The 14,298-nt window shown below is 71.1% G+C and carries 10 protein-coding genes; 3 read left to right on the top strand and 7 right to left on the bottom strand.

The window, feature by feature from the left end:
- Positions 1–64 precede the first annotated feature (64 nt).
- Positions 65–1,273: an amino acid deaminase/aldolase gene (locus FB453_RS27855; protein ID WP_145795019.1), complete on the top strand. Its 1,209-nt coding sequence runs from the start codon at positions 65–67 to the stop codon at positions 1,271–1,273.
- Positions 1,274–1,323: 50 nt separating this feature from the next.
- Here the strand turns inward: FB453_RS27855 and FB453_RS27850 are convergent, their stop codons facing one another.
- Positions 1,324–1,929 carry a TetR family transcriptional regulator gene (locus FB453_RS27850; RefSeq protein WP_145795017.1) on the bottom strand — a complete coding sequence of 202 codons (606 nt, stop codon included), beginning with the start codon at positions 1,927–1,929 and terminating at the stop codon, positions 1,324–1,326.
- Positions 1,930–2,155: 226 nt separating this feature from the next.
- Between FB453_RS27850 and FB453_RS27845 the strand changes: the two genes are divergently transcribed.
- The gene (locus tag FB453_RS27845) at positions 2,156–3,472 is read left to right on the top strand and encodes a D-arabinono-1,4-lactone oxidase (protein ID WP_145795015.1); all 1,317 of its coding nucleotides are present in this window, start codon (positions 2,156–2,158) and stop codon (positions 3,470–3,472) included.
- 167 nt (positions 3,473–3,639) lie between these two features.
- Here the strand turns inward: FB453_RS27845 and topA are convergent, their stop codons facing one another.
- The 6 genes from topA to FB453_RS27815 form a co-directional block, all read right to left on the bottom strand.
- Positions 3,640–6,471: a type I DNA topoisomerase gene (gene topA, locus FB453_RS27840; protein ID WP_145795013.1), complete on the bottom strand. Its 2,832-nt coding sequence runs from the start codon at positions 6,469–6,471 to the stop codon at positions 3,640–3,642.
- A 349-nt stretch (positions 6,472–6,820) separates the two neighbouring features.
- Positions 6,821–7,561, bottom strand: coding sequence for a hypothetical protein (locus FB453_RS27835; protein ID WP_145795010.1), 741 nt, complete (start codon positions 7,559–7,561; stop codon positions 6,821–6,823).
- Positions 7,552–8,091, bottom strand: coding sequence for a hypothetical protein (locus tag FB453_RS27830; protein WP_112585753.1), 540 nt, complete (start codon positions 8,089–8,091; stop codon positions 7,552–7,554). Before FB453_RS27830 ends, FB453_RS27835 begins: the two co-directional genes overlap by 10 nt.
- Before the next feature lie 103 nt (positions 8,092–8,194).
- Positions 8,195–10,555: a sodium-translocating pyrophosphatase gene (locus tag FB453_RS27825; protein WP_145795008.1), complete on the bottom strand. Its 2,361-nt coding sequence runs from the start codon at positions 10,553–10,555 to the stop codon at positions 8,195–8,197.
- 316 nt (positions 10,556–10,871) lie between these two features.
- Positions 10,872–11,309 (bottom strand): ATP-binding protein, encoded by a 438-nt coding sequence (locus FB453_RS27820; protein ID WP_030334228.1) that lies wholly within the window; start codon positions 11,307–11,309, stop codon positions 10,872–10,874.
- Positions 11,306–11,662: an STAS domain-containing protein gene (locus tag FB453_RS27815; protein WP_112585749.1), complete on the bottom strand. Its 357-nt coding sequence runs from the start codon at positions 11,660–11,662 to the stop codon at positions 11,306–11,308. The genes FB453_RS27820 and FB453_RS27815 overlap by 4 nt, the downstream gene beginning before the upstream one ends.
- A gap of 188 nt (positions 11,663–11,850) precedes the next feature.
- Here FB453_RS27815 and FB453_RS27810 point away from each other — a divergent pair, with 188 nt between their 5' ends.
- The gene (locus tag FB453_RS27810; RefSeq protein ID WP_486480502.1) at positions 11,851–14,223 is read left to right on the top strand and encodes a DEAD/DEAH box helicase; all 2,373 of its coding nucleotides are present in this window, start codon (positions 11,851–11,853) and stop codon (positions 14,221–14,223) included.
- Positions 14,224–14,298 lie beyond the last annotated feature (75 nt).

The raw sequence follows: 14,298 nt of genomic DNA, 5'->3' as shown, positions 1-14,298 counted from the left end.
CGACCGCAGCCCGGACGTACGCGAGGGTATTTCGCATTCTCCGTCAGACAGTTAGCGTGCACACGTGGCCATCGAAAGCGACAAACTTCGCGAGCGCCTGGATCGGGCGACTGCCCACCTCGACCCCCCGTACGCGGTGGTCGACCTCACCGCCTTCGACGCCAATTCGGTCGCCCTGGCCGATCGCGCCGCCGGAAAACCGGTCCGCCTCGCCAGCAAGTCGGTCCGCAGCCGGGAGTTGATCAGCCGAGCCCTCGCCCGGCCCGGCTGGCAGGGCGTGATGGCTTTCACAGTGCCCGAAGCGATCTGGCTGGTCCGCGCCGGCGTCAGCGACGACGTGCTGGTCGCGTATCCGAGCGCGGACCGGGCCGCCCTCGCCGAACTGGGCGCCGACCCGACGCTCGCCGCCGCGATCACCCTGATGATCGACAGCACCGGCCAACTCGACCTCATCGACGCCGTCACGGCACCAGGGCAGCGCGCCGAACTGCGGCTCTGCCTGGATCTGGACGCCTCCTGGCGACCGCTGCGCGGTCGGGTGCACGTCGGCGTCCGCCGCTCACCGGTGCACAGCGCGCGGGCGGCCGGCGCGCTCGCCGCCGCCGTCGCCGGGCGGCCCGGCTTCCGGCTGGTCGGGCTGATGTCGTACGAGGCGCAGATCGCCGGCCTGGGTGACGCGCCGCCGGGCAGGACGCTGCTGGCGGGCGCGATCAGGCTGGCCCAGCGCGGGTCGTACCGCGAGTTGCTGGCCCGCCGTGGCGCGGCGGTCACCGCGGTACGCGAGCACGCCGACCTGGAGTTCGTCAACGGCGGCGGCACCGGCAGCGTGGCCGCGACCAGCGCCGATCCCGCGGTAACCGAGGTCACCGCGGGATCGGGCCTGTACGGGCCGACGCTGTTCGACGCGTACCGCGCCTGGCGACCCACCCCTGCGGCGTTCTTCGCCTGCGCGGTGGTCCGCCGACCGACGCCGGAGCTGGCGACGGTGCTCGGCGGTGGCTGGATCGCCTCCGGCCCGGCCGCCGACAGTCGACTGCCCCGGCCGTGGCTACCGGCGGGGCTGAAGCTGGTCGGCACCGAGGGCGCCGGCGAGGTGCAGACGCCGCTGTCCGGAGCGGCGGCGGCCGGGCTGAACGTCGGCGACCGGGTGTGGTTCCGGCACGCCAAGGCAGGTGAGCTGTGTGAACGGGTCAACGAGCTGCACCTGATCGAAGGCGACGCGGTGGTGGCGACCGTCCCCACCTACCGGGGTGAGGGGCAGGCTTTCCTCTGAGACCGGACAGCCGCCCTCACCGCCGGCCGGGGCCCGCGCCGCACGCCGATTCAGGCGGGTTGGGGCGCCTCAGCCTGCTTGCCGACTATGGGTCGGCCGCTGTCCGGGCCGTCGACCTGGCGGTGCAGGTACTCCCGGATCAACGCCTTCGCCTCCAGCAGCACCCGCTCGTCGCCCTCGGGCTTCCGGCGGAACGCGAGCTTGATCAGCGCGTCCGCCGCCTCGACCGCGATCTCCAGCACGAAGCGCAGCTTGGGTACGTCGGTGAGCCCGAAACGCTCGGTGAGCACCCGGGCCAACTGGTCGGCGATCACGCCGTTGTTGTCCCGCTGCTCGTCGAGCAGGTGCAGGTCGACCACGTCGCCGAAGTGCAGGGTACGGAAGCCCGGGACGGTGCGGTGCATCGTGATGTACTCGTCGATGCCCGCGTCGACGCCGTCCCACCAGTGGGTCATCTCGTCGGAGGCGAACCGCTCGTCGAGGCGCTGGAGGTAGGACTCCATCGTCCGCAGCGTCAACGCCTGCACGATCGCCCGCTTGTCCGGAAAGAACTGGTAGACCGACCCGATCGCCACCTCGGCCCGCTCGGCGAGCAGGGTGGTGGTCAGCCCCTCGTACCCCACCTCGTCGACGAGTTCGGCGCAGGCATCCAACATGCGCTGTACCCGCGCGACACTTCGACCTTGCACCGGTACGCGGCGCAGCGGCCCGGTCGTGGCGGCTGGTGTGGACACTCTGCGCCACCCCCCTTCGACGGATGAACATATCTCCACGTCACGAGTCCGTGACTACCGGTACAACGAGCGGATCGCAATTGCGGTATTTACCAGCTAGAACGTTCCTGATATGAAGTCAGTTCATATTCATGAATGAGGAGCGCGCATGGTCCGCACCGCACCGCTCGGGGCAGGATGGTCCAACTGGGCCGGGAACCAGCGTGGCAGCGCCAGCGCGATCCTGCGCCCCGGCTCGCCGACCGAGGTCGCAGAAGCCGTCCGATCTGCCGCCGCCGACGGCGGTCGGATCCGGGTGACGGGCAGCGGCCACTCGTTCACCGCCGTCGCGCTCGCCGACGACCGTCGGATGGATTTGTCCGACCTGGACACGATGGTCAGCGTGGACGTCGCCCACCGACTGGTCACCGTGCCGGCGGGCATGACCCTGCACGCGCTCAACGGGCTGCTCGCCCGGCACGGCCTCGCGCTGCCCAACCTCGGCGACATCGACGCGCAGACCGTCGCCGGGGCGATCTCCACCGGCACCCACGGCACCGGAGCCGGCTACGGGTGCCTCTCCACCTTCGTCGAGGCGATCACAGTGGTCACCGGCACCGGCGAGGTGCTGCGCTGCTCCGCCGACGAGCATCCCGACGTCCTCGCCGCCGCCCGGGTGTCACTCGGCGCGCTCGGCGTCCTGGTCGAGGTGACCCTGCGCTGCGTGGACGCCTTCGTCCTGCGCGCCCACGAACGACCGGCCGAACTGGCCGACGTGCTCGGCGAACTGCCCGAGCTGATCGGCCGGCACGACCACGTCGAGTTCTACTGGTTCCCGTACACGTCCCGGGTCCAGGTCAAGGCCAACGACCGGGTACCCGCCAACGACCGGCCGTTGTCCCGCTGGCGCGGCTGGGTGGACGACGACTTCCTGTCCAACCGGGTCTTCGCCGGTGCCTGCCGACTCGGCCGGGCCGTGCCCGCGCTGGCCCCGGGGATCAGCGCGGTCTCCGCCCGCGCCCTCACCGAACGCCAGTACACCGGCCGCTCCGACCGGGTCTTCTGCACCCCGCGTCGGGTCCGCTTCGTGGAGATGGAGTACGGCCTGCCCCGCGAGGCGTTGCCCGAGGCGCTCGCCGCGCTCCAGCGGATCGTGGACGGCCTGCCGTTCAAGGTGCTCTTCCCGGTGGAGGTGCGCTTCACCGCGGCCGACGACATCTGGCTGTCGCACGGCTACGGCCGGGACAACGCCTACATCGCCGTGCACCAGTACGTCGGCATGCCGTACGAGCCGTACTTCCGGGCCTTCGAGCAGGTGGCCGCCGGGCTGGGCGGTCGCCCGCACTGGGGCAAGCTGCACTACCGCGACGCCGCCTCGCTGGCCACGGCGTACCCCCGCTTCGCGGACTTCCAGGCCGTCCGCGACCGGCTCGACCCCGACCGTGTCTTCACCAACGCCCACCTGAACCACGTCCTGGGGGTCTGACGGCTCCCGTCGGTACGCGCCATCGCGGTGACCGGCGCTAGAGCGCGAGGTCGTCCACCCTCTCGCATGACCTGAAACACCACAAAAAAGATCTTGGACAGTTTCCGTTCGGGCGGCGGAACGGAAACTGTCCAAGATCTGGAGCACGGATCAGACGGCGCGGAGGGCTACTCCGTGCTGGTCGCGGCCTTGCGCGGGGCGGCCTTCTTCGCCGGAGCCTTCTTCGCCGCCGTCGCCTTGGCCGTGGTCGTCTTCTTCGCGGCCGTGGACTTGCTGGCGGCGGCCGTCTTCTTGGTGGCCGTGGCCTTCTTCGCGGGGGCCTTCTTCGCCGCCGCCTTCTTCTTCGGCGCCGGGCCCTTCGCCCGCTTCTCGGCCAGCATCTCGGACGCTTCCTCGATGGTCAGCGCCTCGGGAGTCTGCCCGCGCCGCAGCGACGCGTTGAACTCCCCGTCGGTGACGTACGGGCCGAACCGGCCGTCCTTGATCACCATCGGCTTCTCGGTGGCCGGGTCCACGCCCATCTCGCGCAACGGCGGTGCCGCGGCTCGCCGTCCACGCGCCTTCGGGGCGGCCAGCAGAGCCAGCGCCTCGTCCAGCGTGACGGTGAACATCTTGTCCTCGGAGTCCAGCGAACGGAACTCCTCACCCTGCTTGACGTACGGGCCGTAGCGACCGTTGTTCGCGAAGACCTCGACGCCGTCCGGCGCGACACCGATCAGCCGGGGAAGGCTGAGCAGCTTGAGCGCCTCCTCCAGCGTCAGCGAGTCCGGGGTCTGCGTACGCAGCAGCGACGACTTCCGCTCGCCGCTGGACACGTACGGGCCGAACCGGCCGGACTTGAGCACGATCGGCTCGCCGGTGCCGGGGTCGTCGCCGAGCTTGCGCTCGCCGCTGCCGCCCAGGAACAGCTCGTGCACCTTCTCCGGCGTCAGCTCGTCCGGGGCCAAGCCCTCGGGGATCGGCGCCCGGTCACCCTGGGAGCCGCCCTCCTCGCCCTCGGCAGCCGGTGCTGGCTGCTCGCCGCCGGGCAGCTCCCGTTGCAGGTACGGCCCGTAGCGGCCGACCCGCACGACGACCTCGCGGCCGTCGTCGTCAGTGAAGAGCGGGATGGAGTTGACGCTGCGGGCGTCGATGTCGCTGAGGTTCTCGGTGACCAGCTTCTTGAGCCCGCCGGAACGGGCGATGTCCTGGTCACCGGCGCCGTTGGAGCTGCCGAAGTAGAACGCCGTGAGGAAGTCGACCGCCGCGTGGTCACCGCCGGCGATCTCGTCCAGCTCGTTCTCCATGGTGGCCGTGAAGTCGTAGTCGATCAGGCGGGGGTAGTGCCGCTCCATCAGCCCGATCACCGCGAAGGCCAGGAAGGTCGGGATCATCGCCTGGCCGCGCTTGGTGACGTACCCCCGGTCCTGGATCGTCTGCATGATCGACGCGTAGGTGGACGGGCGGCCGATGCCCAGCTCTTCCAGGGCCTTGACCAGCGACGCTTCGGTGTAGCGCGACGGCGGCTGGGTGTGGTGGCCCTGCGCGGCCAGCTCGTCGGCGGTCAGCGGCTGGTCCTTGACCAGGGTGGGCAGCCGGCGCTCGGCGTCCTCGGCCTCGGCGTTCTCGTCGTCGCTCGACTCGACGTAGGCGCGCAGGAAGCCCGGGTCGGTGATGGTCTTGCCGGTCGCGCCGAAGTCGGCTTCCTCCTGGGAGGTGGAGACCGCCCGGATGCGCACCGACACGCTGGAGCCGACCGCGTCGGTCATCTGCGAGGCGATGGTGCGCCGCCAGATCAGCTCATAGAGCTTGAACTCCTCGGCGGACAGCTCCTTGGCCACCTCGCCCGGGGTACGGAAGTTGTCCCCCGCCGGGCGGATCGCCTCGTGCGCCTCCTGCGCGTTCTTCACCTTGCCGGTGTAGCGGCGCGGCTCCGGCGGAACGCTGCGCTCGCCGTACAGCTCGACGATCTGTCGGCGGGCCGCCGAGATGGCGGTCTCCGACAGGTTGACCGAGTCGGTACGCATATAGGTGATGTAGCCGTTCTCGTACAGGCGCTGCGCGGTGCGCATCGTCTGCTGCGAGGACAGGCGCAGCTTGCGGGCCGCCTCCTGCTGGAGGGTCGAGGTGATGAACGGCGCGTACGGGCGGCGACGGTAGGGCTTCTCCTCGACCCGGGTGACGGTGAACGGCCGTCCGTCGAGTCGGGCCGCGAGACCCCGGGCACCGCTCTCGTCGAGGTGCACGACGCCAGCGCCGGCCCGGACACGGCCGGTGGTCGGCTCGAAGTCCTTACCGGTGGCGATCCGGTCGCCGTTCAGGGCGATCAGGGTGGCGTTGAACGCACGCGGGCCCTCGCCGGCGTTGGCCACCGCGAGGGTGGCCAGGATGTCCCAGTATTCGGCGGTGCGGAAGGCCATCCGCTGCCGCTCCCGCTCGACCACGATGCGGGTCGCCACGGACTGCACCCGGCCTGCCGAGAGCCGCGGCATGACCTTCTTCCACAGCACCGGGGAGACCTCGTAGCCGTACAGGCGGTCGAGGATCCGGCGCGCCTCCTGGGCGTCGACCAGATCGCGGTCGATCTCCCGGGGGTTGGCCACCGCCGCCTGGATCGCCGGCTTGGTGATCTCGTGGAAGACCATCCGCTTGACCGGGACCTTGGGCTTGAGGGTCTCGACCAGGTGCCAGGCGATCGCCTCGCCCTCGCGGTCCTCATCCGTCGCCAGGAAGATCTCGTCGACTTCCTTGGCCAGCTTCACCAGCTTGCTGATCTGCTGCTTACGGTCGGCGGAGACGACGTAGAGCGCCTGGAAGCCGTTGTCGACGTCCACCCCGAGCCGGGCCCAGGGTTCCTTCTTGTACTTGGCCGGCACGTCGGCGGCGTTGCGCGGCAGGTCGCGGACGTGACCGAAGCTGGCCTCCACGACGTACCCCGGGCCAAGGTAGCCCGAGATCGTCTTGGCCTTCGCCGGTGACTCGACGATGACCAGACGGGTGGTTCCAGCGTTGCTCGGCACGTCTCTCCCCGACCTCACTCCTGCTCGTGGCCTGCCGGCGCCCGGACAGCGACCGCTTTCGACCCCGCCGTCGCACCGGCGGTCCGGATGTCCAACGTAACGCGCCGCCCGCGTTTCGGGTTTCGCGGGCCGCAAACCGCTTCGACGCGGCGGTCGACGCCGCCCCGCCGCGCTCGGCACTGCCGGACGGCGCCACCGTACACCGTGGGTAGGGCTCGAAGCGGGTCACTGTGACGATGGCGGACCCACGACCGAGGCCCGACCCGCCCGTTTTCCGCCTGGATCAACCCGCCGGCTGTCCGGCACCGGACACCCGACCGGCACCGCCGACCTGGGCGGAATGACCGATTCAGGGGCGGGTTGGCCAGGCGTCGGCCGGCGCCGCGCTCGGCGCTCCGCCCACCAGCTCGGCGAGCCGCGCCAACCGCCGGCGGCCGGCGATCCGGTACGCCGGGCCGCCCTCACCCGGGCCGAGCAGCGTCCCAGCCAGCCCCGCCGAGGCGAGCGCCACGCCGATCGGCTCCCAACACTCCTTGTCGTCGGCGCCCAGTCGCAACAGGAAGCAGTCCGGAGGCTCCGGCGTCCCCGCGGCGGCGAGCCACAGCCGCAACCGCCGGCCGGTCAGGTGGAAGGCGGCCGGCGGGCGTTTCGTCGTACCGTGCAGCCAGGCGGCCGCGAGCGGCTTCAAGACCCGGGTGTACGACGTACGCACGGCGTGTCGCGCGCCCTCGGTCGGCTCCCAGCTCGCCGCCAGCCCACGTGACGCCAGTTCGGCGACGAGCACGTGCACCCGCCAGGCGGCGTCCACCTGCACCGAGAGCCGGGCGGTGCCGCCCATCCGGACCACCTCACCCGGCCCGGCGAGCAGCCCGGCCAGGTCGGCGACGGTCGGTTCGGCCGCGTCCGCGCCGAAGAAGACAAGTTGCCGGCCCGCGTCGTCAGTCTGCTGACCTGGGCCGTCCTGCGACGAGCGGTTCTGCGGCGCGCCGCTGCGGCGTCGCCCGGAAGTGGGCGTGTCGGACTCGGGCGCGGGGAACAGCGCCGGGGGCGGCTGTGCCTTCCCGGTGTCACCGAGCCCGCTCAGCGACACTCCGGCACCTCGTCGAATGCCTGTTTCAACTCCTCGGAGTTGAGCTTGCTGGTGTCCAACGCGCTGGCGTCGTACTCCTTGTTGAGGGTCTCCACGGCGGCCCGCACGCCGTCGTAGAAGACGGTCGGCTCGCCGGTGCCCAGGCCGTCGATGGTGTCCCGGGCGCGACCGTACGCGTCCCGCATCTTCCCCAGGGAGCTACGGAAACCCGCGGAGATGGCCTCGCCGTTCTCCGCCTCCGGGATGCCCGCCTTCTCCACCTTGCGGCGCGCGGCCTCGCTGGCCTGCTCCGCCCCATCGAAGAGCCGCACCAGGTTCTCCTTGGCCTGCGCCGGCGTGGTCTGCGCGGTCATCTGCTCGTCAGTGCTGCTGGTCAGCTTGTTGATCTCGGAGCGCCACGGGGTGAGGGCGCCGCAGACCGAGGCCGCCCAGGCCCGTGGGCTGGGACCCCCGCCGCAGCCGGCCAGGACGACGATCGTGGCCAGGACCACCGTGAGCTTTCCGGCGGCAGACGCCCGGCACGTACGCATGCGTTGCAGCGTACGGCCTTTGGCCAGGTGTGGCATCGGGCCGGACGGCCCGAGGTCCCCGGTCGACGTAGCCGTCGACCGGGGACCCCGGGCCGTTCCTGGATCAGGCGTTGACCGTCTCCGGGCGGTGATCGGTGCTGCCCGCGCCGGTGTTGCCATCGGCGTCCGAGTCGGACATCGCGATGCCCTTGCGCTTGCTGAACACCACCGACGCCACGATGATCAGCGTCGCGACCAGCGCGATGCCGACCCGCAGGCCGACGTTGCGGTCATCGCCGACGCTCCAGGCCACCACGGCGGGCGCGATCAGCAGCGAGACCAGGTTCATCACCTTGATCAGCGGGTTGATCGCCGGGCCGGCGGTGTCCTTGAACGGGTCGCCGACGGTGTCGCCGATGACAGTGGCGGCGTGCGACTCGGAGCCCTTGCCCCCGTACGCGCCGTCCTCGACCAGCTTCTTGGCGTTGTCCCAGGCCCCACCTGAGTTGGACAGGAACACCGCCATCAGCGTGCCGGCACCGATCGCACCGGCCAGGTACGCCGCGAGCGCGCCGGGCCCGAGGCCGAAGCCGACAGCGATCGGCGCGAGGATGGCGAGCAGGCCGGGGGTCATCAGCTCGCGCTGCGCGTCCCGGGTGCAGATGTCGACGACCTTGCCGTACTCCGGGCGCTGGGTGCCGTCCATGATGCCGGGCAGCTCACGGAACTGCCGGCGGACCTCCATCACCACGGCACCGGCCGAGCGGGACACCGCGTTGATGGCCAGCCCGGAGAAGAGGAAGACCACAGCCGCGCCGATGATCAGGCCGACCAGGTTGCGCGGGTTCGCCACGTTCAGCGCGTTGAGGATCTCGTTGTCGACGTTGCCCACGCCAGCCGTCTCGTACGCGCTGCTGAGCGTGTCGGTGTACGAGCCGAACAGCGCGGTCGCGGCGAGCACCGCAGTGGCGATCGCGATGCCCTTGGTGATCGCCTTGGTGGTGTTGCCGACGGCGTCCAGCTCGGTCAGCGTGCGCGCCCCGTGCTCGTCGATGTCACCGGACATCTCGGCGATGCCCTGGGCGTTGTCGGAGATCGGCCCGAAGGTGTCCATCGCGACGATCACGCCGACAGTGGTGAGCAGGCCGGTACCGGCCAGCGCCACAGCGAACAGCGACAGCGTGATGGAGCTGCCGCCGAGCAGGAAGGCGCCGAAGACGCCGGCACCGATCAGCAGCGCCGAGTAGACAGCCGACTCCAGACCGATGCTGATGCCGGCCAGGATCACTGTCGCCGCACCGGTCTGCGAGCTCTTGCCGATGTCCTGCACCGGTCGCCGGTTGGTCTCGGTGAAGTAGCCGGTCAGCGCCTGGATCGCGGCGGCCAGCACGATGCCGATGACGACAGCGCCGATGGCCACCAGTCGCGGATTTCCGCTGGCGGTGGTGAGACCGTCCTCGAACTCGCCGAAGGTCGCCGGCAGATAGGCGTAGGCGGCGATGGCCACCAGCACCGCGGAGAGCACCGCCGACAGGTAGAAGGCCCTGTTGATAGCGGTCAGGGCGTTGCGGTCGGAGGCACGCAGGCGGGTGATGAAGACGCCGACCATCGCGATCAGCACGCCGATGGTGGAGATGATCAGCGGGAAGACCAGGCCCTGCTCGCCGAAGGCGGCGCGGCCGAGGATCAGCGCGGCGACCAGCGTCACTGCGTACGACTCGAACAGGTCGGCGGCCATGCCGGCGCAGTCACCGACGTTGTCGCCCACGTTGTCGGCGATGGTGGCGGCGTTGCGCGGGTCATCCTCGGGGATGCCCTGCTCAACCTTGCCGACCAGGTCGGCGCCGACGTCGGCGGCCTTGGTGAAGATGCCGCCGCCGACCCGCATGAACATCGCGAGCAGCGCGGCGCCGAAGCCGAAGCCCTCCAGGACCGTGGGCGCGTCACCCCGGTAGACGAGGACGACCAGCGCCGCACCGAAGAGGCCGAGGCCGACGGTGAGGAAGCCGACGACGCCGCCGGTCCGGAATGCGATCTTCATGGCGGCCTCGCGGCCACCTACTCGCTCCCGTGCGGCGGCGGCCACGCGCAGGTTGGCGCGGGTGGCCAGCCACATGCCGGCGCCGCCGATGAACGCGCTGAACAGGGCGCCCACCACGAAGAAGAGCGAGCGGCCGATCTTCACAGCCAGCTCACTGCCGTCGGTGTCGTGCACCGGAAGCAGGAAGAGCAGCACGACGGCGACGACGACGAAGATCGCCAGGGTACGGAATTGCCGGAGCAGGTAGGCGGAGGCGCCCTCCTGGACCGCCCCCGAGATCTCCTGCATTTTCTCGGTGCCCTTACCAGCGGCCAGCACCGTTTTCGTCAGGGCGGCAGCGAAACCGAGTGCCACCAGCGCGACAACCGCGGCGATGACGACGTAGGTGACATTGCTTCCGGTAAGGGAAAGCCCGCCGCCGTCGGCGGCCAAGGTCCCGGACATCTGTGTCCTCCTGTTACCGAACAATCGCGCCGGTGAGTGGAGACGCACTGACCGACGCCTGGATGCGGACTCGCAAGCGCGCGCCAACCCACCAGCGGACCAGCGATGAACACCCATACCCGCTGGCTGCGGGATAGGTCACTTGCTGACAACCCGGGTACTGTAGCCCTCCGCAGTGTTGGAGGTCACACCCAGGTGGCACCGTGTCGCGATGATCTTCGTCGCTGTGTTATGAAACGAAATCTGATATAGGGCCCCATCCATGCAAAGAAGGCCGCATCCCCAGCAGGGGACGCGGCCTACGCAGCGGAACTCGTCAGCGGCCGACCGGCCACACCATCCGCACCTCGGTGCCGATGCCCTCATCGACCGGGCGCACCTGAAGGTCCTCGACGAAACCCGCGAGCAGCGCGAAGCCGACGCCGGTGGTCAGCGCCTCATCGGTCAGCGACTCGTTGGCCAACTCGTCCGGTGGCAGCGCGGTCAGACCGATACCCGCCTCGATCGGCGCCCGGTCCACCACCCGCACGGCGTACGAGCCACCGTCGGACATCTCCACCAGCACCGGGTCGGCGAGGCCGTACTGCCGGTGCAGGGCCACCGCGCGCGTGCACGCCTCACCGATGGCCAGGCGCACCTCGTCCAGCAGGTCCTCCCGCACCCCGGCCCGCCGGGCAACGGCGACGCCGACCAGGCGGGCGGTGCGCACGTGCACCGGAGCGGGCGAGAACGAAAGCTTGACTGTCGCCATCACGCGCCGGCGCCCGCCGAGTCGGCGCTGACCGCCGCGTCGACCGTCGGGTGCAGCGGAAACACCTGGTCCAGCGCGGTGATCCGGAAGATCTTGAGCAACGGCTCCTTGTCGCAGACCAGCGCGAACGAACCGCTCGCCGAGCGGAGCCGCTTGAGCGCGCCGACCAGCACGCCGAGCCCGGTGGAGTCGAGGAAATCCACCCGACCGAGGTCGACCACCACGTGACGGGCGCCACCGTCGATCAGTTCGAGGAGTCGTTCACGGAGTCGGGGCGCGGTGTAGACGTCCACCTCACCACCGACCTCGAGCACCGTGTGCTCGCCCACGGTGCGGGTCGCCAGTGACAGCTCCATCGGTCCTCCTCGCCAGAGCCGTAAACTCTCGTGGGCATCTAACCACTACCGCCGGGGCGGCCTGCGAACGCCAGCGGAGGCTTCCCCTTACCCCGGTGTCCGACTTTTCATCTCCGAACACCAGTGCGAGAGTGCAGGGCGTGACCTCCAACGACTTCAGCTCCGCGCGCGGCACGCCGCGCCCCGACCTGGAGTCGTCGTCCGCGGCCACCGTATCCGCTGGTCCCGGCCCCGGGCCAGCGCCGGCCGACCTGCTGCGCCGGCTACGCGCCCGGGGCGCCGCCGACCCGGTCACCCACGTCGAGCGGGTGCCAGCCCGCGCCGGGGTGCCCGCGCCGTGGCCGTCGTGGGCACCGGCGGAGTTGCGCGCCGCGTTCACAGGGCGCGGCGTGGTCGCGCCCTGGCAGCACCAGGCCGAGGCGGCCAACCTGGCGTACGAGGGCCAGCACGTGGTCGTCGCCACCGGCACCGCGTCCGGCAAGTCACTGGCGTACCAGCTGCCCGCCCTGGCCACCCTGCTCGCCGACCCCCGGGCCACAGTGCTCTACCTGGCGCCGACCAAGGCCCTCGCCGCGGACCAGTTGCGCGCCGTCGCCGCGCTGGAGCTGGAGGGGGTACGCCCCGCCTGCTACGACGGGGACACTCCGCGCACCGAGCGGGAGTGGATCCGCCGGCACTCCCGGTTCGTGCTGACCAACCCGGACATGCTGCACCACGGCATCCTGCCCGGGCACGCCCAGTGGTCCGGCTTCCTGCGCCGACTCGCGTACGTGGTGATCGACGAGTGCCACACCTACCGGGGCGTGTTCGGCTCGCACGTCGCGCACGTGCTGCGTCGGCTGCGTCGGCAGTGCGCCCGGTTCGGGGCCACGCCGGTGTTCGTGCTCGCCTCGGCCACCTCCGGCGACCCGGCCACCGCGGCCGGACGGCTGACCGGCCTGCCGGTGACGGCGGTCACCGAGGACGCCTCCCCCCGCGGTGGGGTGACCTTCGCACTCTGGGAACCGCCGCTGCTGCCACCCGACACGTCGGCCGCTGCTCCGGTGCCGCCGCAGGCAACGGGCGAGCACGACGAGCTTCACCAGGTCCGTCGATCGGCGCTGCGCGAGACCGCGGACCTGCTCGCCGACACGGTCGCCGAGGGGGTACGCACCCTCGCGTTCGTCCGCTCCCGCAAGGGCGCCGAGGTGGTGGCCGCCAACGCGCGACGAGCGCTGGACGACGCGGTGCCGGGGCTCGGCGACCGGGTCGCCGCCTACCGGGGCGGCTACCTGCGGGAGGAGCGGCGCGAGCTGGAACGGGCCCTGCTGCACGGCGACCTGCTCGGCCTGGCCTCGACCAACGCGCTGGAACTGGGCGTGGACCTGGTCGGGCTCGACGCGGTGCTGATCTGCGGCTACCCGGGCACCCGGGCGTCGCTGTGGCAGCAGGCGGGCCGCGCCGGGCGTTCCGGGCAGGAGGCCCTCGCGGTGCTGGTGGCCCGGGACGACCCCCTGGACACCTACCTGGTGCACCACCCGGAGGCGATCTTCGGCGCGCCGGTGGAGGCTACGGTGCTCGACCCGGCCAACCCGTACGTGCTGGCACCGCAGCTCGCCTGCGCCGCGGTCGAGGCACCGCTCACCCCGGCCGACCTGGTGCTCTTCGGCGAGGGGGCGAAGGAGGCAGTCGACGAACTGGTCGCGGCGGGGGCGCTGCGGCAGCGGCCCACCGGTTGGTACTGGCGGCACCGGGAGCGGCCCGAGGTGGACCTGCGCGGCGAGGGCGGCGCCCCGGTCGCCGTGGTGGAGTCGTCGACCGGCCGGCTGCTCGGCACTGTCGACGGCGGCTCGTCGCACTTCCTGCTGCACTCCGGCGCGGTCTATCTGCACCAGGGCGTCTCGTACGTGGTCGACCAGCTCGACCTGGCCGACGGGTGCGCGCTGGTGCGCGCCGAGGAGCCGGACTGGTCCACCCACGCCCGCGACGTCACCGACCTGTCCGTGGTGTCGGTGCGCTCCTACGTGGACGCAGGGCCGGTCGGCATGTTCCTCGGCGAGGTGGACGTCACCAGCCAGGTGGTGTCGTACCAGCGGCGACGGATCGCCACCGGCGAGGTGATCGACACTCGACCGCTCGACCTGCCCACCCGGGAGCTGCGCACGGTGGCGGTCTGGTTCACCCTGTCACCGCAGTCGCTGGCCCTCGCCGGGGTCCAGCCGGCCGACGTGCCGGGTGCGCTGCACGCCGCCGAACACGCAGCGATCGGTCTGCTGCCGCTGATGGCGACCTGCGACCGGTGGGACATCGGTGGGATCTCCACCGCGCTGCACCCGGACACCGAGGCACCGACCGTCTTCGTCTACGACGGGCATCCGGGTGGCGCCGGGTTCGCCGAGCGGGCGTACGGGACGGCGGCGGCGTGGCTGCGGGCCACCCGGGACGCGATCGCGGAGTGCGGCTGCGATACCGGCTGCCCGTCCTGCGTGCAGTCACCGAAATGCGGCAACGGCAACAACCCGCTCTCCAAGCCGGACGCGATCCGGGTGCTCGACGTGGTGCTGACGAACCTGCCGGACTGAGCGGCTTGCATGAATCGGCATGGCACGGGGCACAATGATGTGGGAGCGCTTCCATCGATGCCAATGTTGCTATCG

The sequence above is a fragment of the Micromonospora sp. CNZ322 genome, from assembly GCF_007827755.1.
This window is presented reverse-complemented; position numbering and strand designations above follow the sequence as displayed.